Source organism: Streptomyces sp. DSM 40868 (assembly GCF_011820545.1).
GTDB lineage: Bacteria > Actinomycetota > Actinomycetes > Streptomycetales > Streptomycetaceae > Streptomyces > Streptomyces eurythermus.
The window spans coordinates 2,649,170-2,673,286 of the sequence record NZ_CP050504.1 but is presented as its reverse complement, the minus strand read 5'-3'; the positions used below and the strand labels follow the sequence as shown (position 1 = coordinate 2,673,286).

Here is a 24,117-nt window from a genome sequence, read left to right as displayed (position 1 = left end):
ATCAGCACCCGGCAGTCCCGCGACGCCCGGCCGGCGCCGGACGCGCGGGCCGGCTCCGGGAAGTGGCGGCCCCGACGCGCGGGCCGTCGCCCCGCGTAAGCGGCACCCCGTTCGCGAAACGCTCCGGTCGCACACCAGCATGTCCGGACGGTGACGGACGGCGGCTGTGGCCGCGGGCAGGCCGGTTCCGGGACGGCCCCGGCGGCGGGCGGCCGCGCGCCGGACCTCGGCAGGGCTCGGGCACGGTTTCGCGGTCCGGGCCGCCGACGGCTCCCGGGCCCACGGCTCCTCGGGGGCCGTACGCGGTGGTGGCCGGCGGCACGGTATGCGCGCGGGCGACGGACCGGCGTACCCCGGCCGTCCGCCGCTACGTGCTCTCCGACGCCGGCATCGCGGCGGTGGAGACCCTAGCTGTCCAGGCCGATCGCGAACGCGGCTTCCAGGTCGTGCTGGGAGTAGGTGCGGAACGCGACGTGCGTGTCCGTGGCCTGCACGCCGGGGATCTTGCTGATGCGGCCCGGGATGACCTCGGCGAGGTCCTCGTGCCGGGCGACCCGGACCATGGCGATCAGGTCGTACGTGCCGGTGACCGAGAAGACCTCGCTCACGCTCTCCAGCGCGGCGATCCGCTCGGCGATCTCGGGGATCCGGTCCACGCTGGTTTTGATCAGGACGATCGCGGTGATCACGGTTGTCTCTCTCCCTCGGTGACCGGAGCCGGTGCGCCCTTCACTCTAGTCGCCCGCCCGTCACCCACCACCGCCCCGCCGACGTCACCCCTCGTGCCCCTCCGCCTTCCGTAGCGCACCCACGCGTAGCCGAAGCCCAGGCCGAAACCCACCAGGTGGGCGAGGTAGGCCACCCCGGGCCCGTCGGGGGCGCGCTCGGCCGCCAGCCACTGCAGGGCCGCCCAGCAGGGCAGCACGACCCAGGCCGGGAAGCGCAGCGGCAGGAAGAACAGGAACGGCAGCAGACTGGTCACCCGCGCACGGGGGAACAGGTACAGGAAGGCCCCGAGGACCGCCGAGACCGCACCGGAGGCGCCGACCAGCGACTGTCCGGAGGCGGCGTTGGCCACCGCGTAGCCGAGCAGGGCACCACAGCCGCAGCCGACGTAGAAGAGGGTGAACTCCACCCGGCCCATCCGTTCCTCGGTCATCGCTCCGAAGACGAAGAGGAAGAGCATGTTGCCGAGCAGGTGCACCCAGCTGCCGTGCACGAACAGCGCGGTGGCCGGGGTGAGCGCGGCCCCGGCCGGCCCGTCGAACAGCTCGGCCGGGACCACCCCCCAGTGCCGGAAGTACGCCCGCTGCGCGGCGAGCAGCGCGTCCCCGGTGCCGTATCCCGGTACCAGCCCGGAGGCCGGTCCGAGGGCGAAGAGCACACAGCACAGGGCGATGAGGCCGTATGTCACCGGCGCCGGGGTGTCCCGGACCGCTCTGAGGGTCCTGCCGGCCGCCGTGCTCCTGGAGCTGATCATGACTACAGAGCATGACGTAACGGGACGCAACCCGACAGACCGCCTCGCCGCCCGGAACGGACGGGCGGCGAGCGGCCGCCAGGCCGTAGGGTTACGAGCCACACGCGTCGGGGAGCGGCGCGGACCGACACGAGAAGGAAGCGAACCAGCGCGATGACGGTTCCCCTGCCGACCGCCACGACCCGGTGGCGCTGCACCCTCTGCGGCAACCTCACCCGTTTCGACGTGACCCGCTCGTCGAAGGTCGTCGAGTACCTGCACCTGGACCTGGCCGGTGAGCCGACGGTGGAGGAGCGCGAGGTGGTCAGTGAGACCATCGAGTCGGTGCGCTGTCGCTGGTGCAACGCGGTGGACCAGGTGGAACTCGTGGACAGGCCGGGCGCCGGCTCCTGAGCGGAGCGGCCCCCGGAGGGACTTTTTCGGTATTGGGGTGTGTGACGGATGGTGGAGACCGCAGGCGGGGGGCCGGGCGACGGCACCGCTGAGGTGCTTGACCGTCCGCTGCCCGACGGCGTGCGCCGGCGGGTCGTACAGATCGTGTCGGACGGCTTCGGCGGGCTGACCCTGGCGGAACTGCCCGCCCAGCTGAGGCAGTACGCCAGATTCGCCCCGAATCGCCGGGCGAAGTTCGCCGGGAACGCGATGGCGGCGGCGCTGGAGACCGACGCGCTGTTCCGGCAGCGGATCGGCGAACGGTTCCGGGAGGCGCAGCCGGAACTCTCCGGAGCCCTCGACGCCGGTTCCCCGCCCCCGGCCGCCGACCCGCTCGACGTGGCGGCCGCGGCCTATGTGCTGCGCCCGGCGGGCTGGGTGAAGCTGGTCACCGCGGCCGGCGAGGAGGCCCAGCGCGCGGACGCCGAGCGGGCCGGCGAGGAGAGCCGGGCCGAGCTGGAGCGGCTGCGCGCGGAGCTGGCGCAGGCCCGCGAGCACACCCGGACCGAGACCGAACGGCTGCGTACGGAGCTGGAGTCGGCGCGGAAGGAAGCGGAGTCGCTGCACCGCAAGCTGCGTGCCGCGCTCAGCGACGTCAAGCGGGGTGAGGCCGCGCTGCGCAAGGCGCACGGCGAGATCGACGCCGTACGCGCGGAGGCGCAGGCGCAGGTGTCGGCCGCGGAGAGCGAGTCCCGGCGGCTCAAGGCCCGCCTCGGCGAGGCGGAGGCCGCGCTGGAGGCCACCCGCCGGGCGGCCCGGGAGGGCCGCAGCGTGGAGGACATGCGGGTACGGCTGCTGCTCGACACCCTGCTGGACGCCACCCAGGGGCTCCGGCGCGAACTCGCCCTGCCGCCGGTGTCGGTGCGCCCGGCCGAGACGGTCGACGCGGTGGAGCCGGGCAGGATGACCCCGAAGGACATCGCGGCGCGCGCCCTGTCGGAGAACGACCCGGCCATTCTCGACCAGTTGCTGGCGCTGCCGCAGGTGCATCTGGTCGTCGACGGCTACAACGTGACCAAGACCGGCTATCCGCAGATGCCGCTGGAGAAGCAGCGGCTGCGGCTGCTGGGCCAGCTCTCGGCGCTCGCCGCGCAGACCGGCGCCGAGGTGACCTGTGTCTTCGACGGCGCCGAACTGGCCGCGCCGGTACTGCTCGCACCGCCGCGCGGGGTGCGGGTTCTGTTCTCGAAGCCGGGCGTGACCGCCGACGAGCTGATCCGGCAGTTGGTGCGCGCCGAGCCGCCGGGACGCCCGGTCATCGTCGCCTCCACCGACCGGGAGGTGGCCGACGGGGTCGCCAAGGCGGGTGCCCGGCCGGTGGCTTCCGCGGTGCTTCTGAAGCGGTTGGCCTGACGGTGTCCCGAAGGTCCAACAGGCGCCGGTAACGCCCGAATTGGCCTTGTCGTCACGCGACGTAGGGTCAGTCGTGCCTCACTGCACGTGAGTTGTGTGCAAAGAATGCATGGCGTGACGGGTTTTTTTGCCGTGAGGATTTGAACTGATCACAACTAGGTCACTAGGGTCTGGCTCGAACCTCCGAACGGGTGATCACTCTCAAGAAGGAGTTCCCCCTCCGTGGCGTCCCACCGTCGACCCAAGCAGCCGAGTCGCACCCGCGTGACCGTGCTGACCACCGCAGCCGCCGCTGCCGTCGCGCTCAGCGCGAACGCCGCCAACGCCGCTCCCAGCGAGAAGCTGAGCAAGGACGAGGTGAAGGCGAAGGTCGACAAGCTCTACGAGCAGGCCGAGCAGGCGACCGAGAAGTACAACGGCGCCAAGGAGAAGCAGCAGAAGCTGCAGAAGGAAATCTCCACCATCCAGGACAACGTCGCCCGCGGTCAGGAGGAGCTCAACAAGCTCCGTGACGGCCTGGGTTCGCTGGCCACCGCCCAGTACCGCTCCGGCGGCATCGACGCCTCGGTCCAGCTGTTCCTGTCCTCGAACCCGGACGACTACCTCGACAAGGCGTCCACGCTCGACCAGTTGAGCAGCCAGCAGGTCGACGCGCTGAAGAAGATCCAGGACAAGCAGCGCGAACTCGCCCAGGAGCGGGCCGAGGCCACCGAGAAGCTCAAGGACCTCTCCGCCACCCGCACCGAACTGGGCAACAAGAAGAAGGAAGTCCAGGCCAAGCTCGGCGAGGCCCAGCGGCTGCTGAACACCCTGACCGCCAAGGAGAAGCAGCAGCTCGCCGAACAGGACCAGAAGCGCGCCCAGGAGAGCCAGGAACGCGCCAGCCGCTCCACCGGCGGCAGCGAGCGCCCCGACCTCGGCGAGTCCGTGCCCGCCTCCGGCCGGGCCCAGGCGGCCTTCTCCGCCGCCCAGACCAGGCTCGGCTCGCCGTACGTCTACGGCGCCACCGGCCCCTCCTCCTTCGACTGCTCGGGCCTGACCTCCTGGGCCTACGCCCAGGCCGGCGTCTCCATCCCGCGCACCTCCGAGGCGCAGTCCCAGATCGGCACGCGGATCACCTCGGTCAGCGATCTGAAGGTCGGTGACCTGGTCTTCTTCTTCAACGACCTGCACCACGTCGGCCTGTACGCGGGCAACGGCCAGGTCCTGCACGCCCCGCGCACCGGCACGGTCGTCCGGTACGAGTCCATGAACACCATCGGTGGTCCGTTCATGTGGGGCGTGCGCGTCTGACACCCCCGCGACACACGGACCCGGTGGCGCCCGAACGGGCGAATCACCGGAACCGGAACTGACCCCACGCCCCGCCGGTGACCTGCGTCAGCGGCGGGGCGTCAGCATGTGTTGACGCGAGGTCTTTGGTCCGGACCCCCGCGCGCGGCTACTGTCTGCCGCGTTTCCCGGTGCCGGGGCCTCCCCGTCCCCGGCGCCGGGGCAACGGATCAGACGTCCGCCAGCAGAAGGACTGCCGTGGGGTCCCATCGCCGCCTTGCACCGTCCGGATTCGACCGGGGCGCCGCCGCCCTGTGCGTGCTGTCGGCCGCGGCGGCACTCGGCGCCGTACCGGCACACGCGGCGCCGGGCACCGGTGGCCGCGCCGAGCTGGACCGGCTGTACGCGGAGGCCGAGAAGGCCACCCAGGCCTACGACGAGGCCGACGAGCGCGCCGGTGAACTGCGCCGGCGGCTGCGCGTCACCCGGGACCACCTGGCCCGGCAGCAGCAGCGCGTCAACGACCTGCGGGAGCAACTCGGTTCACTGGCCGGCGCGCAGTACCGCTCCGGCGGCCTCGACCCGGCCGTGGCCCTGTTCTTCTCCGCCGGGCCCGAGGACTACCTGGACAAGGCGGCCCTGCTCGACCGCCTCGGGGCCCGGCAGGCCGGCCGGCTGCGGGAGTTGCGGTCCGCGCTGCGCGAACTCGCCCAGGAGCGCGCGGAGGCCGCCGACGCCCTCACCGAACTGGAACGCAGCCGCAGGGCCGTGGCCGCCCACAAGCGGACCGTGGAGCGCAAACTCGCCCGGGCCCGGCAGCTGATCGACGCCATGTCCGCCGGTGAACGCGCCGCCTTGGCCCGGGCCTCGCGCGGCAGCCGCCCGGGCCTGCCCGCCCCGGCCGGTGCCGACGCCCCCGACGGCCGGGCCGCCGCCGCCCTGGCCGCCGCCCGCGCCGCGCTCGGCCGCCCCTATGTGTGGGGCGCCAACGGCCCGGCGGGCTTCGACTGTTCGGGCCTGACGCAGTGGGCGTACGCGCACGCCGGCATCCGGCTGCCGCGCACCTCGCAGGAGCAGCGGTTCGCCGGCCGGCGGGTCCCGCTCTCCCAGGCCCGCCCCGGCGACCTGGTCGTCTACCGCTCCGACGCCAGCCATGTGGCGCTGTACGCGGGCCACGGCCAGGTCATCCACGCGCCCTACCCCGGCGCGCCGGTGCGCTACGACCCGGTCGGCATGATGCCGGTCTCCTCGGTCACCCGGCCCTGACCGGGCCGCGCGCCGTACCATCGGGCAGTGGCTGGTCGCGGGCGGGCGTGGAGGATCGGAGCCGTAGGGCTCGTGCTGCTGCTCACCGGGTGCGAGGAGCGGCCGGCGGCCGATCCGGTGCGCACCGAGGTGCAGCGGATGCTGGACCGGCGCTCGGCCGCGCTGCTCGGCCACGACGAGCAGGCGTACGCCGCGACGGGCACCCGCGCCCAGTACACCCGGCTGCGCGCCCTGCCGCTGGCCTCCTTCGCCTACCGGGTCACCACCGTGCGCCGCACCGCCTCCGGGGCCACCGCCGACGCCGAGCTGAGCTACCGCGTCGCCGGCTACGACAAGGCCCCGGTCGACGCCCGCCGCACCCTCACCCTGGGCCGTACCGCCGACGGCCACTGGTACGTCGCCACCGAGCGGCCCGCGAGGGAGGCCGGGCAGCAGCTGTGGGACCAGGGCACGGTGAGCGCCGTCCGGGGCGCGCACAGCCTGGTGCTCGGCACCGGCGGCACGGCCGGCCTGAGTGGGTTCGCGCGGCTGGCCGACCGGGCGGTCCCGGCCGTCTCCGGGGTGTGGGGCACGCGCTGGAGCCGCCGGGTGGTCGTCCTCGTCCCCGAGTCGCTGGCGGGCATGGCGGCCCTCCTCGGCGCGCCGGCCGCCGAATACAAGGGCATCGCCGCGGTCACCACGGGCGAGGCGGGCGGCTCGGGGCGGGCGCCCGCGGACCGGGTGGTGGTCAACCCGGAGGCGTACGCCATGCTCGGCGACGCCGGCAAGCAGATCGTCCTCACCCACGAGACGACCCACGTGGCCACCCGGGCGGACACCACCGCCGCCTCCCCGCTGTGGCTGTCCGAGGGCTACGCCGACTGGATCGGCTACCTCGACACCGGCCGCACCCCCGCCGAGGCCGCCCCCGAACTGGCCCGCGCGGTCCGGGCGGGCGAGGTGCCCCGGGCCCTGCCCGACGACAAGGACTTCGGCTTCACCAGCGACCCCGTGAAGCTGGCACGGGCCTACGAGAGCGGCTGGCTGGCCTGCCGGATGATCGCCGAACAGTGGGGCGCGGCCCGGCTCGGCGCCTTCTACCGCGCCGTCGGCGCCCACGGCGAACGGCCCGGAGCGATCGAGAAGGCCCTGCACGAGGTCCTCGGCACCACCCCCCAGGAATTCACCACCCGCTGGCAGGACTACGTCACGACCCACCTGCGCTGACCACCCTCGCCCCACGCCCCGGCGGCAAGGGGGTCGCCGGGCGGGGTGGGACCGTGGTGTGCCACAGGTGGTGGGCCGCGGTGAGGGTGGCCGCCACCAGCAGGCCGTTGCGCAGCACCAGCAGCGTGATGCCGTAGCCGTCGCTCAGCACCACGTGCGCGAAGCCGAGGGGGAACTCCAGGACCGTCAGGAAAGACGCCCCCGTGATCATCAGCGCGGGCCCTGTCATCCGGCTCGCCCGGTGCGTCAGGCATACGGCGGCCAGGCCGACCAGCCACACCAGGTACTGCGGGCTGAGCACCCGGCTGGTCACCGTGAACAGCAGCACCGCCGTCAGGGCCGCGTCGGCGAGAACGGCCCCCGTCAGCTCCCGCGCCCGCAGCCGCCACAGCAGCAGCCAGCCGAACGCGGCCGCGGTCAGCGCCAGCGCGGCCGTGCTCACCACGTTCACCCACGGGCCCAGGAACTCGATCGAGCCGTAGTTCAGCAGCACCTCGCCGCGCCAGCCGAAGTGCCGGGCCACGTGGAACACCAGGGCGCCCAGCGACTCCACCTCGGTGCCCCGCTCCCGCTGGAAGGTCAGGAACGCGAACGCGCCCGGCATGGACAGGGCGAACAGCAGCCCGACGCCCGCCCCGGTAGCCGCCGCCGCCCCCCACGCCCGCCGCCGGGCGGCACCGGCCAGCAGCAGCGCCGGCCACACCTTCACCAGCGCTCCGACTGCGGCCAGTGCCCCCAGCACCCGCGGATGCCGGGCCCCGGCCAGCAGTGCCGCCACGGCCACCGCGGTCACCATCAGGTCGTAGCGGGCGTACACCGTCGGCCCGAGCAGCGGCACGCCCGCCACCCACACCCAGGCCCCGCGCGGGGACCGGCCGGGCCGGGCGCCCGCGTACGCCAGCAGCGCCAGCACCATGGCGTCGCACAGGCACACCAGCGTGAAGAAGGCGTGCGCGTACGACAGGAAGGGCAGCGCGGCGGGGGAGAGGATCGCGAGGGCCGCGGCGGGCGGGTACTGCCAGGTGACGTCGTCCAGCGGAAACGTGCCCTGGCGCAGCACCTCGTACCAGCCGCGGTAGATCACCGACACGTCCGTGGTGACGTCCGGGCCCGGGAAGACATACACCCGGAACACGAACAGCAGCAGCACCGCGCGGGTCGCCGCCCAGGCCGCGAGCAGCCACAGCGGGGACCGTCCGGCGCCCTTGGTCTCCACGTGATCCCCTGCCGTTCGAATCCGCTCGAATCCGCTTCGAGCGACCATGATGTCCTCCGGTCCTGTGCGCGGGCCACACACTCGGCCGCGCCCGGCCGGGGTCGGCCCATTCGGTAGGGTCGGCGGCGATGCGAAAGACCCTGATCGTCACCAACGACTTCCCGCCCCGGCCGGGCGGCATCCAGGCCTTCCTGCACAACATGGCCCTCCGCCTGGAGCCCGGCCGGCTGGTCGTCTACGCCTCCACCTGGAAGCGCGGCCGGGAGGGCGCCGAGGCCACCGCCGCCTTCGACGCCGAGCAGCCCTTCACCGTCGTCCGCGACCGCACCACCATGCTGCTGCCCACCCCCGGGGCCACCCGGCGCGCGGTCGGGCTGCTGCGCGAGCACGGCTGCACCTCGGTGTGGTTCGGCGCGGCGGCCCCGCTCGGACTCATGGCCCCCGCGCTGCGCAGGGCCGGCGCCGAGCGGCTGGTGGCCACCACCCACGGGCACGAGGCCGGCTGGGCCCAGCTGCCCGCCGCCCGGCAACTGCTGCGCCGGATCGGGGAGTCCACGGACACGCTCACCTACCTCGGCGAGTACACCCGCTCCCGGATCGCCGGCGCCCTGACCCCGCAGGCGGCCGCACGGATGGTCCAACTGCCGCCGGGAGTCGACGAGAAGACCTTCCACCCCGGCTCCGGCGGCGACGCCGTCCGCGCGCGGCTCGGCCTCACCGACCGGCCGGTCGTCGTCTGCGTCTCCCGGCTGGTGCCGCGCAAGGGCCAGGACACCCTGATCCGGGCCATGCCCCGGATCCTGGCCGCCGAACCGGACACCGTCCTGCTGATCGTCGGCGGCGGCCCGTACGAACGGGACCTGCGCCGCCTCGCCCGGGAGACCGGCGTCGCCGGCTCGGTGCGCTTCACCGGCGCCGTGCCCTGGTCCGAACTGCCCGCGCACTACGGCGCCGGGGACGTGTTCGCCATGCCCTGCCGCACCCGGCGCGGCGGCCTGGACGTGGAGGGCCTCGGCATCGTCTACCTGGAGGCCTCCGCGACCGGCCTGCCCGTCGTCGCGGGCGACTCGGGCGGCGCCCCCGACGCGGTCCTGGACGGCGAGACCGGCTGGGTGGTCAGGGGCGGCGAGCCCGCCGAGGCCGCCGACCGCATCGTGACCCTCCTGCAGGACGCCGGACTGCGACGGCGGATGGGCGAGCGGGGCCGCCGCTGGGTGGAGGAGAAGTGGCGCTGGGACCTGCTGGCGGAGAACTTGAAGGCTTTGCTGTAGTGCAGCGCCCCGAAAGGGGCGCGAGGAACGGCGCGAGCAACCACGTAACACGGAAAGCCGCCGACGCACCGCACCCGGCACCCCGGACGGCGCCGTCGGCTACTTGGCGTAGATCGCCTCGATCTCGTCCGCGTAATCCTTCGCCACCACGTTCCGCTTCAGCTTCAGCGACGGCGTCAGATGTCCCGACTCCTCCGTGAACTGGGCCGACAGCACACGGAACTTCCGCACCGACTCGGCCTTCGACACCGCCGCGTTGCCGTCGTCCACCGCCGCCTGGACCGCCGCGAGCAGATCCGGGTCGTCCTTCAGCGACGCCGCCGTGGAGTTCGCCGGCTTGCCGTGCTCGGCGGCCCAACGGCCCAGGAACTCCTCGTCGATGGTGACCAGCGCGCCCACGAACGGCCGCCCGTCGCCCACCACCATGCACTCCGCGACCAGCGCGTGCGCCCGGATCCGGTCCTCGATCACCGCCGGGGCCACGTTCTTGCCGCCCGCCGTGACGATGATCTCCTTCTTCCGGCCGGTGATGCGCAGATAGCCGTCCTCGTCCAGGGTGCCGATGTCACCGGTGTGGAACCAGCCGTCGGCCAGCGCCTCCGCCGTCGCGCCCGGATTGTTCCAGTACTCCTTGAACAGGTGCTCGCCGTGCAGCAGCACCTCGCCGTCGTCCGCGATCCGCACCACCGAACCGGGCAGCGGCTGCCCGACCGTGCCGATCTTCTGCCGGTCCCACGGGTTGAACGCGGTCGCCGCGCAGGACTCGGTCAGGCCGTACCCCTCCAGCACCGTGAAGCCGATGCCCCGGAAGAAGTGGCCGAGCCGCTCGCCGAGCGGGGCGCCACCGGAGATGGCGTACTCGCCCCGGCCGCCGAGGACCGCGCGCAGCTTGCCGTAGACCAGCTTGTCGAAGATCCTGTGCTTCAGCTTCAGGCCGAACGACGGGCCGGTCGGGGTGTCCAGCGCCTTGCTGTAGGCGATCGCGGTGTCCGCCGCCTTGTCGAAGATCTTCCCCTTGCCCTCGGCCTGCGCCTTGGCTCGCGCCGCGTTGTACACCTTCTCGAAGACCCGGGGCACACCGAGGATCAGCGTCGGCCGGAACGCGGCGAGTTCGTCCGTGAGGTTCTTGATGTCCGGGACACAGCCCAGCTTGATCGGCGCCATCATCGGCGCCACCTGCACCAGCCGCCCGAAGACATGGGCGAGGGGCAGGAAGAGCAGCACGGAGCACTCACCGGTGCGGAACAGCGGACGCAGCCGCTCCACCACGTTCCCGCACTCGGCGAAGAAGCTGCGGTGGGTGAGCACACAGCCCTTGGGGCGCCCGGTGGTGCCGCTGGTGTACACGATGGTCGCCGGGTCGTCGGCCCGGGCGAGCGAACTGCGCTCCTCCACCGTCTCGTCCGACACGCCCTGGCCCAGCCGGCCCAGCTCGGCCACGGCCCCCGACTCGATCTGCCAGACGTGCTTCAGCGCGGGCAGCGACTCGCGCACCGACTCCACGGCCGCCGCGTGGTTGTCCAGCTCCACCACACAGGCGGTCGCGCCCGAGTCGGACAGGATCCAGCGCACCTGCTCCGGCGAACTGGTCTCGTACACCGGCACGGTGACGGCGCCCGCGCTCCAGATCGCGAAGTCCAGCAGCGTCCACTCGTAGCGCGTCCGGGACATCAGGCCCACCCGGTCGCCCGGCTGCACCCCGGCGGCGATCAGGCCCTTGGCCGCGGTGCGCACCTCGGCCAGGAACTCCCGGGCGGTCACGTCCTGCCAGACACCCTCCGCCTTGCGGGCGATGACGGCGACGTCGGGATGCTGCGCGGCGTTTCTGCGGACGATATCGGTCAGATTTCCGTCCGCAGGGACCTCGTACAAAGCCGGAAGGCTGAACTCGCGCAAGACTGCTGCTCCTCATAGGGCGCCGGCGCCACGACGTTGTGCGATGCGACGGTGCGGTCCAAGGCTCGGGCAGGTGCTCGGGTCTTCGGTGGCTGAAATCCGAGCACGACTGGACTGCCCGGACGTTACCCGCCGGTATGGCGTCTACGACAGGGGGTCCCGGTGAGATGTTCGGTGCGTCACACACGCGGGCTTTCCTTCGCGCACAGTAGTCCACGGCCCAACCGACCGGCGAGTAACCGCAGGCCGGACCGGCACTGTTCACCTACACCCCACACGCCTACCCTTGATCACCATGGCATCCACACGCACCGGCAACCGGCGGACCCGGGTCCATGTGGTCAGCGATGTGCACGGCAACGCCCGCGACCTGGCCCGGGCCGGCGACGGTGCCGACGCCCTGATCTGCCTGGGCGACCTCGTCCTCTTCCTCGACTACGCCGACCACTCGCGCGGGATCTTCCCCGACCTGTTCGGCAAGGAGAACGCGGACCGCATCGTCGAGCTGCGCACCGCCCGCCGGTTCGCCGAGGCCCGCGAGTTCGGCGCCCGGCTGTGGGGCGGCATCGGCACCGACCGGGCCGCCGCCATCGAGAAGGCGGTGCGCCGGCAGTACGAAGAGCTGTTCGCCGCGTTCCCCACCCCGACGTACGCCACCTACGGCAATGTCGACATGCCGCAGCTCTGGGCGGAGTACGCCCGGCCCGGCACGACGGTCCTCGACGGGCAGCGGGCGGAGATCGGCGGGTGGACCTTCGGCTTCGTGGGCGGCGGCCTGCGCACCCCCATGCGCACGCCGTACGAGATCGACGACGAGGAGTACGCGGCGAAGATCGAGGCCGTCGGCGAGGTCGACGTGCTGTGCACCCACATCCCGCCCGAGGTGCCCGAACTCGTCTACGACACCGTGGCCCGCCGCTTCGAGAGGGGCAGCCGCGCCCTGCTGGACGCGATCCGCCGCACCCGGCCGCGATACGCCCTTTTCGGCCATGTGCACCAGCCCCTCGCGCGCCGGATGCGGATCGGCGCCACCGAGTGCGTGAACGTCGGCCACTTCGCGGGCACCGGCACCCCCTGGGCCCTGGAGTGGTGAGGCACCGCGGGTACCGCGGGCGGGGTGAAGGCGGCAGGTCGGCGGCGCGGTAGCCTTCACGCTGCACACACGTGCGCGGCCCGGCGCACACACGACCTCTCCCACACGGCGCGCATCCGGAGGAGCCACGGCGATGGCGGAACACACCAGTTCGAGCATCACGATCGAGGCGGCCCCCGCCGACGTCATGGCGGTGATCGCCGACTTCGCGCGCTACCCGGACTGGACCGGCGAGGTGAAGGAGGCCGAGGTCCTCTCCGCCGACGAGCAGGGCCGCGCCGAGCGGGTCCGCCTCGTCATGGACGCCGGCGCCATCAAGGACGACCAGACCCTCGCCTACACCTGGCACGGCGACCACGAGGTCTCCTGGACCCTGGTCAAGTCCCAGATGCTGCGCTCCCTGGACGGCTCCTACCTGCTCAAGCCGGCCGGCCGGGACGCCACCGAGGTCACCTACCAGCTCACCGTCGACGTCAAGATCCCCATGCTGGGCATGATCAAGCGCAAGGCGGAGAAGGTCGTCATCGACCGGGCGCTGGCGGGCCTGAAGGAGCGGGTCGAGTCCCTGGGGAAGTAACCCCCGGGCGCCCCGACGCCTCCCGAGCAGGTCCTCCCCGGCTCTCCCCCCGCCCGCGACGGTACGGTTCAGCCTCATGCGCACCCTCCTGATCATGGGCCCGGGCGGCAGCGGCCGTACGACCGTCGCCGCGGCCACCGCGCTCGCCTCCGCCCGTGCGGGCCACCGCACCCTCCTGCTGAGCGCCGACCGCACCGACACCCCGGGCGCCGCCCTGGGCACCCCGACAGGACCGGCCCCCACCGAGGCCGCGCCGCACCTGACCGTCTGGCGCCCGGACGCCACCGAAGGCTTCCGCCGGGACCTCACCGCCTTCCAGACCCGCGCCGAGAACGTCCTCGACCTGCTCGGCGCCGCCCGCCTGGACGCCGAGGAGGTCACCCCGCTGCCCGGCGCCGAGGAACTGTCCTTCCTGCGCGCCCTGCGCGACGCGGCCCTCTCCGAGCGCTACGACCTGCTCGTCGTGGACCTCCCGCCGCTCCCGCGGGCCCTCGCCCTGCTCGGCCTGCCCGAGGAACTGCGCCGCTACCTGCGCCGCCTGCTGCCGCCCGAGCGGCAGGCCGCCCGCGCCCTGCGCCCGGTCCTCGGCCGGCTGGCCGGCGTCCCCATGCCCGCCGAGTGGCTGTACGAGCCGGCGGCCCGCTGGGACGTCGAGCTGGCCGCCGTCGAGGCCGTGCTCACCGACCGGGCGACCGCCGTGCGCCTGGTCGCCGAGCCCGGCCCGGCCGGCGCCGACGCCCTGCGCACCGCCACCCTCGGCCTCGCCCTGCGCGGCCTCGCCACCGAGGCCCTGATCGCCAACCGCACCCTGCCCGAGACCGCCACCGACCCCTGGCTGTCCGGGCTGACCGCCCAGCAGCGCAAGACGCTCGGCGAGTGGCGGGAGGCGTACGACGTCCACCCCGTCCCGCACCTCGGCCGCGACCCGCAGGGCGAAGACGACCTCACCGCGCTCGCCGTGCCCGCCGTCGAGCCGGCGTCCGCCCCGGTCGAGTGGCCCGTCACCGACCGGATCGCCGAGGACGGCGTGCTGCTCTGGCACCTCCCGCTGCCCGGGGCGATACGGGACGAACTGGACCTGGTCCGGCGCGGCGACGAACTCGTGATCACCACGGGCCCCTTCCGCCGGATCGTTCCGCTGCCCTCCGCGCTGCGCCGCTGCACCGTCGCCGGCGCCGGACTGCGCGACGGCGAACTGCGCATCCGGTTCGCGCCGGACCCGGCCCTGTGGCCCGCCGGCGGACGGTGAACCGGGCACGCCCGTTCGGGTAACGTCGTAAAGGCGAACCGTAGTCAGGAGTCCGCCATGAGCGAAGAGCGCCCCGCACACGAGCCGCCGCCGGAGCGGGCGACCGACGCCGACGCCTGGGCCACGGCCTGCGCCGAGGACCTCGCCGCCGAGCGGGCCCGCCGCCGCGCCGAGCACCAGCCGCCGCCGGGCTCGGCCGCTGAGGAACTGAAGAAGCTGGTGGACGCGGTCGCCGACAAGCTGTCCGACCTGCGCTCACCCCTGCTCGGCGGCCTCGCCGGACCGGCCGCCCAGCAGATGGTGCGCCAGGTCGTCCAGCAGGCCAAGGCCGCCGTGGAACCCGTCATAGACCGCAACCCGGACGTCTTCGACCATCTCGCCGCGGCCGGGGGCGAACTGCTCGCCGCCTACCGCTCCGCCGTCCAGGGCCAGGAGCGGCGCTGGACCGAGCGCACCTCCGACCCGGCGAGCGACCGGCCGGACCGGGGCGAGGGGGGCGCGGGCGCGGGCCCGGGGGAGCGCATCGACCTGGACTGACGCTCTGCCGGGGCGGGGCCTCGGGTACGGTTGGCCGTAGCGGGGCTCGACCGAAACTGAGGGATTCATGGGACTCACCATCGGCGTCGACATCGGCGGCACGAAGATCGCGGCCGGCGTGGTCGACGAGGAAGGCAACATCCTCTCGACCTTCAAGGTGCCGACCCCCACCACGCCCGAGGCCATCGTGGACGCCATCGCCTCGGCGGTGGAGGGTGCGCGGGCCGGGCACGAGATCGTCGGCGTGGGCATCGGCGCGGCCGGTTACGTCAACCGCCAGCGCTCCACGGTGTACTTCGCGCCCAACATCGACTGGCGCAACGAGCCGCTCAAGGAGAAGGTCGAGGCCCGCACGGGCCTCCCGGTCGTGGTCGAGAACGACGCCAACGCCGCCGCCTGGGGCGAGTACAGGTTCGGCGCGGGCAAGGGCCACCGCAACGTCATCTGCATCACGCTCGGCACCGGCCTCGGCGGCGGCATCATCATCGGCAACAAGCTGCGCCGCGGGCACTTCGGCGTGGCGGCCGAATTCGGCCACATCCGGATGGTCCCGGACGGCCTGCTGTGCGGCTGCGGCTCGCAGGGCTGCTGGGAGCAGTACGCCTCCGGCCGTGCCCTGGTCCGCTACGCCAAGCAGCGCGCCAACGCCACCCCCGAGCGCGCCGAGGTCCTCCTCGCGCTCGGCGACGGCACCCCCGACGGCATCGAGGGCAAGCACATCTCCATGGCCGCCCGCCAGGGCGACCCGGTGGCCGTCGACTCCTACCGCGAGCTGGCCCGCTGGGCCGGCGCCGGCCTCGCCGACCTGGCCTCGCTCTTCGACCCGTCCGCGTTCATCGTCGGCGGCGGCCTCTCCGACGAGGGGGACCTGGTCCTCGACCCGATCCGCAAGTCGTACAAGCGCTGGCTGGTGGGCGGCAACTGGCGCCCGGTGGCCGACGTGATCGCCGCCCAGCTCGGCAACAAGGCGGGCATGGTCGGCGCCGCGGACCTGGCCCGGGAGCCCGACCCGGTCATGTAGCACGCGCGGGGCGCGGGGAACGGCGCGACCGGCGGTCGCCCCTGTCCTCGCGCCCCGATCCGCGGGGCGTACATTGATCCACATGGCGTTGCTCCCCGACTCCGCGACAGAGCCCGACGGTTCGGCCACGGTCCGCGTCCTGAGCTACAACATCCGCTCGATGCGCGACGACACCGCGGCCCTCGCCCGAGTGATCACCGCCTGCGCCCCCGACCTGGTCCTGCTCCAGGAGGCCCCCCGCTTCTTCCGCTGGCGCAAGAAGCTGGCGCGGCTCGCGGCGGCCTCCGGCCAGGTCATCCTCACCGGGGGCGGCACGGCGGCGGGCCCGGCGATCCTGTGCGGCCTGCGCGCCACCGTCGAGCGCACCGAGGACGTCCTGCTGCCCCTCACCCCGGGCCTGCACCGGCGCGGCTTCGCCACGGCGGTGGTCCGCTTCGGCGGCGCCCGCCTCGGCGTGCTCAGCTGCCACCTCTCCCTCCAGCAGGAGGAGCGCTACGACCAGGGCGGGATGCTCCTCGACCGGCTCGCCGGACTCGGGGTGGAGCACGCGGTCGCGGGCGGCGACCTCAACGAACGCCCCGACGGCCCGGCCTTCCGCCGCCTGGCCGCCGACCTCCAGGACTGCCGTACGGCCGCGCCCTGGGGCGGCGAGTACACCTCCACCCCCGCCGACCCGCACCAGCGCATCGACGCGATCTTCGCGACCAAGGGCGTCGAGGTGCTCGGCTGCGGAGTGCCCCTGGACCAGCCGGGCGTGCGCGAGGCGGACCTGCGGGCGGCCTCGGACCACCTTCCCGTGCTGGCCGCCCTCCGCGTCCCGGCCTCGTAGGGCCCCGGGCCGGCCGCCTCAGACGACCGCCCCGCGCCCGGGGTCGTCGTCCTCCTCGTCGTCGGTCCGCATCCGGGCCACCAGCGTCACGAAGCCGCCGAGGAAGCCGCCGATCCCGAGGGTCGCCAGCCACCAGGTCATGTCCCAGCGCAGCAGCACCGCCAGCAGCAGCAGGAGGGGCCCGCCGACCACACCGAGCCAGGCGAACCGGGCGGTGGTGTCCGCGGTCGGCAGCGGCGGCGGCTCCGGCGGTACGAAGTGCCCCTCGTCGTCCTCGTCCAAGTCGTCGTCGGAGGGCTCGGCCGGCGTGAAGTCGCGCGGGCCGACGCCGGGCGCGAAGGACACCGAGCCACCCAGCGGTCGCGGGGCCGGCTCCTCGCCCCCGGCGTCCTTGCCGGCGTCCGGCGCGGCGTTCTTCTCCAGCAGCGCCAAATCCTCCACGGCCTTGAACGGCCGGGCGCCCGGCGGGTCCGGCGGCTCCTCGCCGTACCCGGCCACGATGGCCCGCCAGGCGGCGTCCTCGTCGAAGGGCACCTCCTGCCGGTGCGGCTCACGGGCCTGGGGGCCGTCGTGGGCCTCCCGGCCGTCGCGTTCGTCCCGGCCCTCGGAATCCTCCCGGCCCTCGCGGCCTTCACGGCCCTCGCGGTCGGAGTCGTGCTCAGCCAACTGCGGCCGTCCCTTCCTTGCCGACACCGGTTGCGAGCCGGCCGATGAAAGCGAGGCTCTCCTCGAAGATCCGGTCCGCGTCCACGTCCAACGTCGCCACGTGGTAGCTGTGTTCCAGCACGATCTCCGTGACGTCCCGGGACGACACCCGGCTGAGCACCCGCGCGGAGTCGGCCGCCGGGACGACATGGTCCTCGGCGCTGCGCAGCAGCAGCAACGGCTGGGTGACCTGGGGCAGCTCGCCGTCCACCCGGCGCAGGAACCGCCCCAGGGAGTGCGCCGCGTGCAGCGGCACCCGGTCGTAGCCCAGCTCCGCCGCGCCCGGCTTGGCGATGTCGCTGGCGATGCCCTTCGTCGAGCGGACCAGGTGCCGGGCCACCGGCAGGGCGTACGCCGACAGGCCGTGCACCTTGTTCGCCGGGTTGACCACCACCGCGCCCGCCACCCGGCCGCCGTGCCGGGCCGCGAGCCGCAGGGCCAGCGCCCCGCCCATCGACAGGCCCGCCACGAACACCCGGGAGCAGCGGTCGGTGAGCGCGCGCAGTTCGCGGTCCACCTCCGCGTACCAGTCCTGCCAGGTGGTGAGCTGCATGTCCGTCCAGCGGGTGCCGTGACCGGGCAGCAGCGGCAGGGACACGGTCAGCCCGTGGGCCGCGTGGTGCTCCGCCCAGGGGCGCAGCGACTGGGGTGAGCCGGTGAAGCCATGGCAGAGGAGGACACCCACCTCGCCGCCCTCGTGGCGGTACGGCTCGGCTCCGGGGAGAACTGGCATGTGCTTCACCGTACGCGACCGCACGGACACCGACCAGGGTCGTCGGGCTCATTGCCGGTCCTTGGGGTTAAGGTCTTGCCGACGGAAACGGGAGGCACACGGGTGTTGTACGGCACGATGAAGGTCGCCATCGGCGGGCCGCTGAAGGTCGCCTTCAGGCCCTGGGTGGAGGGCCTGGAGAACATCCCGGCCACCGGCCCGGCCATCCTGGCCAGCAACCATCTGTCCTTCTCGGACTCCTTCTTCCTGCCGGCCGTGCTGGACCGCAAGGTCACGTTCATCGCCAAGGCCGAGTACTTCACCACCCCGGGCGTCAAGGGCCGGCTCACCGCGGCCTTCTTCAAGGGCGTCGGCCAGCTCCCGGTGGACCGCTCCGGGGCGCGCGGCGCCGGTGAGGCGGCCGTCCGCAGCGGCATCGAGGTGCTGGAGCGCGGCGAGCTGTTCGGCATCTACCCGGAGGGCACCCGCTCGCCCGACGGCCGGCTGTACCGGGGCAAGCCCGGCGGCCTGGCCCGGGTGGCGCTCGCCACCGGCGCGCCCGTCATCCCGGTCGCCATGATCGACACGGAGAAGATCCAGCCGCCCGGCCAGGTCGTGCCGAAGCTGATGCGGCCCGGCATCCGGATCGGCAAGCCCCTGGACTTCAGCCGCTACCAGGGCATGGAGCACGACCGGTTCGTCCTGCGCGCCCTGACCGACGAGGTCATGTACGAGATCATGAAGCTGTCCGGCCAGGAGTACGTCGACATGTACGCCACCGCAGCCAAACGGCAGATAGCCGAGGCCGCGAAGGCGGCGAAGGACGCGGAGAAGGCGGAGAAGGCGGGGAAGAAGCAGGCCGGGCAGTAGCCGGGGGACCGGGGGAATCGGGGGAGGCGGGGGATGCCCAAGCGCGAACGCGTCATGCGGATGTCGGTCGAGCTGCCGCTGTGGCGCGCGCTCGCCGGCTACCGCGTCCTGACCATGCTGTACGCCATCGGCCTGTGCGCCACCGCGTACGACCAGTTCACCCGGCCCTGGGTCGCCGTCGCCTACTACGCCGTCCTGGTCGTGTGGACCCTGGCCACCCTGCCCAAGGTGTCCGGCGCGGCGAGCTGCACCCCGCGCTTCCTGGCCGCCGACCTGGCCGTCGCCCTCGCCGGCATCCTGCTCACCCCCATCGCCGACAGCCACCAGCGGATCGCGGGCGGCGGCCCCACCCTGCCGTCGATCTGGACCGCCGGCGCGGTGCTGGCCTTCGCCGTCAAGGGCGGCTGGCGCTGGGCGGCCGTCGCCTCCACGGCCGTGGCCGCCGTCAACCTGGTCGAGCGCGGCCACCCGGCCCGGGACACCGTGCACAACGTGATCCTGGTCTGGGTGGCCTCCATCGCCATCGGCTACGTGGTGGAGGTGGCCCGCGCCTCCGAGCGCACCCTCGCCCGCGCGCTGGAGATCGAGGCCGCGACCCGGGAGCGGGAGCGGCTGGCCCGGGACATCCACGACAGCGTGCTCCAGGTGCTGGCGATGGTGAAGCGCCGGGGCGCGGCCCTGGGCGGCGAGGCGGCCGAGCTGGGCCGGCTGGCCGGGGAGCAGGAGGTGGCCCTGCGCACGCTGGTCTCGGGCGGCCTGGTCCCGGTCTCCCGGGTCTCGGAGGACCTGGCCGAGGGCGCCGTCGTCCGCGCGGTGGAGGAACCGGACGACGACGGTCCGCTCGATCTGCGCGCCCTGCTCGCGCCGTACGCCGGCGCCCGGGTCAGCCTGGCCGAGCCCGGCGCCCCGGTGCCGCTGCCGCCGGACGCGGCCCGTGAGGTGGCCGCCGCGGTCGGGGCCGCCCTGGACAACGTTCGGGCGCACGCCGGGGAGGGGGCCCGGGCCTGGATCCTGGTGGAGGACGAGCCGGACGAGATCGTCGTCACCGTCCGGGACGACGGCCCCGGCATCCCCGAGGGCCGGCTCGCGCAGGCCGAGGGCGAGGGCCGGCTCGGGGTGGCCCTGTCGATCCGGGGCAGACTGCGCGACCTCGGCGGCAGCGCCGAGATCCTCTCCGTGCCCGGGCAGGGCACGGAGGTCGAACTGAAGGTACCCAAGGGCGCCGTGCGGGCGCGGGGGAAGAAGGCGGAACGGTGATGACTGAGCGGCAGGACCCGATCAAGGTCATGGTGGTCGACGACCACCCCATGTGGCGGGACGCGGTCGCCCGGGACCTGGCCGAGTCCGGGTTCGAGGTGGTCGCCACCGCCGGCGACGGCGAGCAGGCGGTCCGCCGCGCCAAGGCCGCCGCCCCCGACGTCCTGGTGCTGGACCTGAACCTGCCGGCCAAGCCCGGCGTCCAGGTGTGCAAGGAACTGGTCGGCCACAACCCGGCGCTGCGGGTCCTGGTGCTGTCGGCGAGCGGGGAGCACGCGGACGTGCTGGAGGCCGTGAAGTCCGGCGCGACCGGCTATCTGCTGAAGTCGGCCTCCACCGAGGAACTGCTGGACGCGGTGCGCCGCACCGCCGTCGGCGACCCGGTGTTCACCCCGGGCCTGGCCGGGCTGGTCCTCGGCGAGTACCGGCGGCTGGCCGCCGAACCCGCGCCCGCCGCGGACGCCGACGAGCCGGGCGCCCCCCGGCTGACCGACCGGGAGACGGAGGTGCTGCGGCTGGTGGCCAAGGGGCTGAGCTACAAGCAGATCGCCGAACGCCTCGTCATCTCCCACCGCACCGTGCAGAACCACGTCCAGAACACCCTCGGCAAGCTCCAGCTGCACAACCGGGTGGAGCTGGTCCGGTACGCCATAGAGCGCGGACTCGACGAGGAGTAGGGCGCGCGGGGCGCATCCGCCGTGCGCCCCGGAATCACCCTTCTCGCCTATCCCGGTGTGACCTGAATCACCATTAGCGTGACCAAACGTCAGGTAACCGCGGCGAAGGGACATTTCCATGCGGGTCGGAGTACTGACCGGAGGCGGCGACTGCCCCGGGCTCAACGCCGTCATCCGGGGCGTCGTCCGCAAGGGCGCCCAGGAGTACGGCTATGACTTCGTCGGCTTCCGGGACGGCTGGCGCGGTCCCCTGGAGAACGACACCGTCCGTCTCGACATCCCCGCCGTGCGCGGCATCCTGCCCCGTGGCGGCACCATCCTCGGCTCCTCCCGGACCAATCCGCTCAAGGTGTCCGACGGCATCCGCCGGATCAAGGACAACCTCGCCAAACAGGAGATCCAGGCGCTCATCGCGATCGGCGGCGAGGACACCCTGGGGGTCGCGGCACGGCTGTCCGACGAGTACGGCATGCCCTGCGTCGGCGTGCCGAAGACCATCGACAACGACCTGTCCGCCACCGACTACACCTTCGGTTTCGACACCGCCGTCAACATCGCCACCGAGGCCATCGACCGGCTGCACACCACCGCCGAGTCCCATATGCGGGTGCTGGTGGTGGAGGTGATGGGCCGGCACGCCGGCTGGATCGCCCTGCACTCCGGACTGGCCGGCGGCGCCAACGTCATCCTCATCCCCGAGCAGCGCTTCGACGTCGGCCAGGTCTGCGAGTGGGTGACCTCGAGGTTCCGGTCGTCCTACGCGCCGATCGTGGTCGTCGCCGAGGGCGCCATGCCGAAGGACGGCGAGATGGTGCTCAAGGACGACTCGCGGGACTCCTTCGGGCACGTCCGGCTGTCCGGGGTGGGCGAGTGGCTGGCCAAGGAGATCGAGAAGCGCACCGGCAAGGAGGCGCGCACCACGGTCCTCGGGCACGTCCAGCGCGGCGGCACCCCCAGCGCCTTCGACCGCTGGCTCGCCACCCGCTTCGGCCTGCACGCCATCGACTGCGTGCACGAGGGGGACTTCGGCCGGATGGTCGCCCTGCGCGGCACCGACATCGTCCGCGTCCCCCTCACCGAGGCCACGGCCCGCCTGAAGACCGTCGACCCGAAGCTCTACCAGGAGGCCGGCGTCTTCTTCGGCTGAGCACGCCTCATGCGGCCGGGCGCCGCTCACCACGGCTACACGGTCGTGCGGCGCAGCCCGGTCACCAGCTCCCGTACGATCGTCGCCCCGTTCAGTGTCAGTACCGACTCCGGGTGGAACTGGACACCGGCGAAGCCGGGGCCGCGCAGGGCGTGTACCTCGGCGTCGGATGAGCGGCTCACCTCCACGCCGTGCGCGGCCAGTTCCCGGGCCGTCCGCTCGTCGCAGCGCGCGACGAAGCTGTTGTAGAAGCCGACGGTCTCGCTCCGCCCGAACAGGTCGATCACGGTCTGTGCCCCCTGGTACGGCACCCGCTTGCGCACGATGTCCAGGCCCAGCCCGGCCGCGATCAGCTCGTGCCCGAGGCAGACGCCGAGCACCCCGTGCCGGTGCGTCCCGACCACCTCGGCGGCCAGCTCCCGCAGGACCCGCATCTTGGGGTCGGCGGGATCGCGGGGGTCCCCGGGCCCGGGCCCGAGGACGACCGGCCCCTCGTGGCCGAGCACCGCCGCGCGCAGCCCGGGCTCGTCGTAGCGCCGGACGGTCACCTCGAGCCCGCCCGAGCGCAGGACGTGCGCCAGCATCGCGGTGAAGGTGTCCTCGCCGTCGACCACCAGGGCGTGGCCCCCGAGACCGGCGGACCGCTCCTGCATCCGCAGCCAGAACGGCGCGAGCCCGGCCCGCCGGCCGTCCAGCGCGGCCCGCACCCGGGGGTCGTCGGCCAGCCGGGGCCGCTCCCGCTCCGCCCGCGGTCGGGCGGGCCGCACGCCGAGGGCGGCCAGCACGCCCGCCGCCTTGGCGTGGGTCTCGGCGACCTCGCCGGCCGGGTCGGAGCCGCGCACCAGCGTCGCCCCGACCGGCACCCGCAGCCGGCCGTCACCGCCGATGTCGGCGGTGCGGATCAGGATGGGCGAGTCGAGGGTCTGCGCGCCCCCGGCGTCCCGCCCGAGCAGGGCCAGCGCCCCGGCGTAGTACCCGCGCCCGGTGCTCTCGTACCGCTTGATGACCCGGCAGGCGTTCTGCACCGGCGACCCGGTCACCGTCGCCGCGAACATGGTCTCCCGCAGCACCTCCCGCGCGTCCAGCGAGGACTTCCCGCGCAGCTCGTACTCGGTGTGCGCGAGGTGCGCCATCTCCTTCAGCCGGGGGCCGACGACGACCCCGCCCATGTCGCCGACGGTGCACATCATCTTCAGTTCCTCGTCGACGACCATCGACAGTTCCTCGGTCTCCTTGGCGTCGGAGAGGAACGTCAGCAGGTCCTCCGGGGTGGGCCCGCCGGCCGGATAGCGGTACGTGCCGCTGATCGGGTTCATGACGACCGTGCCGCCGTTCATCCGGACGTGCACCTCGGGGCTCGCGCCCACCAGCGTCCGGTCCCCGGTGTGCACCACGAACGTCCAGTACGCGCCCCGCTCGGCCACCAGCAGTCGCCGGAACAGCGCGAGCGCGTCCGCGCGGCCGAAGCCGGGGATCCGGCCCTCGTACGTGCGCCGGATCACGAAGTTGGCGCCCTCGCCCCGGCCGATCTCCTCGCGCAGCACCCGGCCGACGATCTCGCCGTACTCCTCGTCGTCCACGTCGAAGCCGCCGTCCTCGACCCGCACCTCGTGCGCGGGCAGCCGGTCCAGCGCTTCGGCGAGCGGGAGTTCGTACGATTCCTCGGGGGTGAGCACCAGCAGCGGGGTGCCGTCGTCGCGGACGTCGAAGCCGCGCTCGCCCAGTTGCCGGAACGGCACCAGGGCGAGCCCCTCGTCGGGCAGGGCGGCCAGCTCCTCCCGCCGGGTCACCGGGCCGATCAGCACCTCGACCAGCTGCTCGTCGTGGCCCGGGGTGCGGCGGCGGAGCAGGGCGAAGGGGCGGTCGTCGTGGGCGAGCCGGGCCAGGTCCATGGGTTCCTCATTCCGTCGGTGTGGGTGAGGAACGGCCCCGGACACGCCGAAGGCCGCCCCTCGGGCGGCCTTCGCGAAGTCGTCGTACGCGCGATCAGTGGGCCGCCGGAGAAGCGGTCCACCACCAGTTCTGGATCGACGGCGCGAACATGCGGGGAA

Annotated in this window: 22 protein-coding genes and 1 pseudogene; 16 read left to right on the top strand and 7 right to left on the bottom strand. The window is 73.5% G+C overall.

The window, feature by feature from the left end:
• Window positions 1-407: 407 nt before the first annotated feature.
• Together HB370_RS12060 and HB370_RS12055 are read right to left on the bottom strand one after the other, a co-directional pair.
• On the bottom strand, window positions 408-689 hold the full coding sequence (locus HB370_RS12060; protein ID WP_030783286.1) for an Lrp/AsnC ligand binding domain-containing protein: 282 nt from the start codon (window positions 687-689) through the stop codon (window positions 408-410).
• Complete coding sequence (locus HB370_RS12055) at window positions 686-1,480, bottom strand: rhomboid family intramembrane serine protease (RefSeq protein ID WP_030783290.1); 795 nt, start codon at window positions 1,478-1,480, stop codon at window positions 686-688. Before HB370_RS12055 ends, HB370_RS12060 begins: the two co-directional genes overlap by 4 nt.
• Window positions 1,481-1,633: 153 nt before the next feature.
• On the opposite strand from HB370_RS12055, the gene HB370_RS12050 reads away from it, so the two are divergent.
• The 5 genes from HB370_RS12050 to HB370_RS12030 all read left to right on the top strand — a co-directional run bounded on the left by HB370_RS12050 (window position 1,634) and on the right by HB370_RS12030 (window position 7,009).
• Window positions 1,634-1,873, top strand: coding sequence for a hypothetical protein (locus HB370_RS12050; RefSeq protein ID WP_030783292.1), 240 nt, complete (start codon window positions 1,634-1,636; stop codon window positions 1,871-1,873).
• Window positions 1,874-1,921: 48 nt separating this feature from the next.
• Window positions 1,922-3,265, top strand: coding sequence for an NYN domain-containing protein (locus HB370_RS12045; RefSeq protein ID WP_030783295.1), 1,344 nt, complete (start codon window positions 1,922-1,924; stop codon window positions 3,263-3,265).
• A gap of 222 nt (window positions 3,266-3,487) precedes the next feature.
• Window positions 3,488-4,558 carry a C40 family peptidase gene (locus tag HB370_RS12040; protein WP_030783298.1) on the top strand — a complete coding sequence of 357 codons (1,071 nt, stop codon included), beginning with the start codon at window positions 3,488-3,490 and terminating at the stop codon, window positions 4,556-4,558.
• Between the two features lie 237 nt (window positions 4,559-4,795).
• Window positions 4,796-5,803: a C40 family peptidase gene (locus tag HB370_RS12035; RefSeq protein ID WP_030783301.1), complete on the top strand. Its 1,008-nt coding sequence runs from the start codon at window positions 4,796-4,798 to the stop codon at window positions 5,801-5,803.
• A 72-nt stretch (window positions 5,804-5,875) separates the two neighbouring features.
• The gene (locus HB370_RS12030) at window positions 5,876-7,009 is read left to right on the top strand and encodes a hypothetical protein (protein ID WP_244406023.1); all 1,134 of its coding nucleotides are present in this window, start codon (window positions 5,876-5,878) and stop codon (window positions 7,007-7,009) included.
• Here the strand turns inward: HB370_RS12030 and HB370_RS12025 are convergent.
• Window positions 6,990-8,225, bottom strand: coding sequence for a glycosyltransferase 87 family protein (locus HB370_RS12025; RefSeq protein ID WP_030783309.1), 1,236 nt, complete (start codon window positions 8,223-8,225; stop codon window positions 6,990-6,992). The genes HB370_RS12030 and HB370_RS12025 overlap by 20 nt on opposite strands.
• A 128-nt stretch (window positions 8,226-8,353) precedes the next feature.
• Here HB370_RS12025 and HB370_RS12020 point away from each other — a divergent pair, with 128 nt between their 5' ends.
• A complete protein-coding gene (locus HB370_RS12020) occupies window positions 8,354-9,496 on the top strand; it encodes a glycosyltransferase family 4 protein (protein WP_030783312.1) in 1,143 nt (380 codons plus the stop codon).
• A 99-nt stretch (window positions 9,497-9,595) separates the two neighbouring features.
• Here the strand turns inward: HB370_RS12020 and HB370_RS12015 are convergent, their stop codons facing one another.
• Window positions 9,596-11,392: an AMP-dependent synthetase/ligase gene (locus HB370_RS12015; protein ID WP_030783315.1), complete on the bottom strand. Its 1,797-nt coding sequence runs from the start codon at window positions 11,390-11,392 to the stop codon at window positions 9,596-9,598.
• A 295-nt stretch (window positions 11,393-11,687) separates the two neighbouring features.
• Between HB370_RS12015 and HB370_RS12010 the strand changes: the two genes are divergently transcribed.
• The 6 genes from HB370_RS12010 (at window position 11,688) to HB370_RS11985 (ending at window position 16,698) form a co-directional block, all read left to right on the top strand.
• Entirely contained in the window at window positions 11,688-12,485 is a 798-nt protein-coding gene (locus tag HB370_RS12010; protein ID WP_030783318.1) for a metallophosphoesterase, read from the top strand.
• A gap of 133 nt (window positions 12,486-12,618) precedes the next feature.
• A complete protein-coding gene (locus HB370_RS12005) occupies window positions 12,619-13,062 on the top strand; it encodes an SRPBCC family protein (protein WP_030783319.1) in 444 nt (147 codons plus the stop codon).
• A gap of 76 nt (window positions 13,063-13,138) precedes the next feature.
• A complete protein-coding gene (locus HB370_RS12000) occupies window positions 13,139-14,311 on the top strand; it encodes an ArsA family ATPase (RefSeq protein ID WP_167512968.1) in 1,173 nt (390 codons plus the stop codon).
• 57 nt (window positions 14,312-14,368) lie between these two features.
• On the top strand, window positions 14,369-14,848 hold the full coding sequence (locus HB370_RS11995; protein ID WP_030783323.1) for a DUF5304 family protein: 480 nt from the start codon (window positions 14,369-14,371) through the stop codon (window positions 14,846-14,848).
• Between the two features lie 67 nt (window positions 14,849-14,915).
• Window positions 14,916-15,869 (top strand): ROK family glucokinase, encoded by a 954-nt coding sequence (locus tag HB370_RS11990; RefSeq protein ID WP_030605596.1) that lies wholly within the window; start codon window positions 14,916-14,918, stop codon window positions 15,867-15,869.
• Between the two features lie 82 nt (window positions 15,870-15,951).
• Window positions 15,952-16,698 carry an endonuclease/exonuclease/phosphatase family protein gene (locus HB370_RS11985; protein ID WP_030783325.1) on the top strand — a complete coding sequence of 249 codons (747 nt, stop codon included), beginning with the start codon at window positions 15,952-15,954 and terminating at the stop codon, window positions 16,696-16,698.
• Window positions 16,699-16,716: 18 nt separating this feature from the next.
• Here HB370_RS11985 and HB370_RS11980 read toward each other — a convergent pair whose 3' ends face one another.
• The gene (locus HB370_RS11980) at window positions 16,717-17,364 is read right to left on the bottom strand and encodes a hypothetical protein (protein WP_030783328.1); all 648 of its coding nucleotides are present in this window, start codon (window positions 17,362-17,364) and stop codon (window positions 16,717-16,719) included.
• Window positions 17,357-18,136, bottom strand: coding sequence for an alpha/beta fold hydrolase (locus tag HB370_RS11975; RefSeq protein WP_030783331.1), 780 nt, complete (start codon window positions 18,134-18,136; stop codon window positions 17,357-17,359). Before HB370_RS11975 ends, HB370_RS11980 begins: the two co-directional genes overlap by 8 nt.
• Window positions 18,137-18,241: 105 nt before the next feature.
• On the opposite strand from HB370_RS11975, the gene HB370_RS11970 reads away from it, so the two are divergent.
• The 4 genes from HB370_RS11970 to HB370_RS11955 all read left to right on the top strand — a co-directional run bounded on the left by HB370_RS11970 (window position 18,242) and on the right by HB370_RS11955 (window position 22,066).
• Window positions 18,242-18,985: a lysophospholipid acyltransferase family protein gene (locus HB370_RS11970; RefSeq protein ID WP_030783334.1), complete on the top strand. Its 744-nt coding sequence runs from the start codon at window positions 18,242-18,244 to the stop codon at window positions 18,983-18,985.
• A 33-nt stretch (window positions 18,986-19,018) separates the two neighbouring features.
• The gene (locus tag HB370_RS11965; RefSeq protein WP_030783335.1) at window positions 19,019-20,242 is read left to right on the top strand and encodes a DUF5931 domain-containing protein; all 1,224 of its coding nucleotides are present in this window, start codon (window positions 19,019-19,021) and stop codon (window positions 20,240-20,242) included.
• Window positions 20,242-20,919 carry a response regulator transcription factor gene (locus tag HB370_RS11960; RefSeq protein ID WP_030783339.1) on the top strand — a complete coding sequence of 226 codons (678 nt, stop codon included), beginning with the start codon at window positions 20,242-20,244 and terminating at the stop codon, window positions 20,917-20,919. The genes HB370_RS11965 and HB370_RS11960 overlap by 1 nt, the downstream gene beginning before the upstream one ends.
• Before the next feature lie 118 nt (window positions 20,920-21,037).
• The gene (locus HB370_RS11955; RefSeq protein WP_030783342.1) at window positions 21,038-22,066 is read left to right on the top strand and encodes a 6-phosphofructokinase; all 1,029 of its coding nucleotides are present in this window, start codon (window positions 21,038-21,040) and stop codon (window positions 22,064-22,066) included.
• A gap of 7 nt (window positions 22,067-22,073) precedes the next feature.
• Here the strand turns inward: HB370_RS11955 and HB370_RS11950 are convergent.
• Window positions 22,074-23,958, bottom strand: a pseudogene (locus HB370_RS11950) (anthranilate synthase family protein).
• Window positions 23,959-24,117 lie beyond the last annotated feature (159 nt).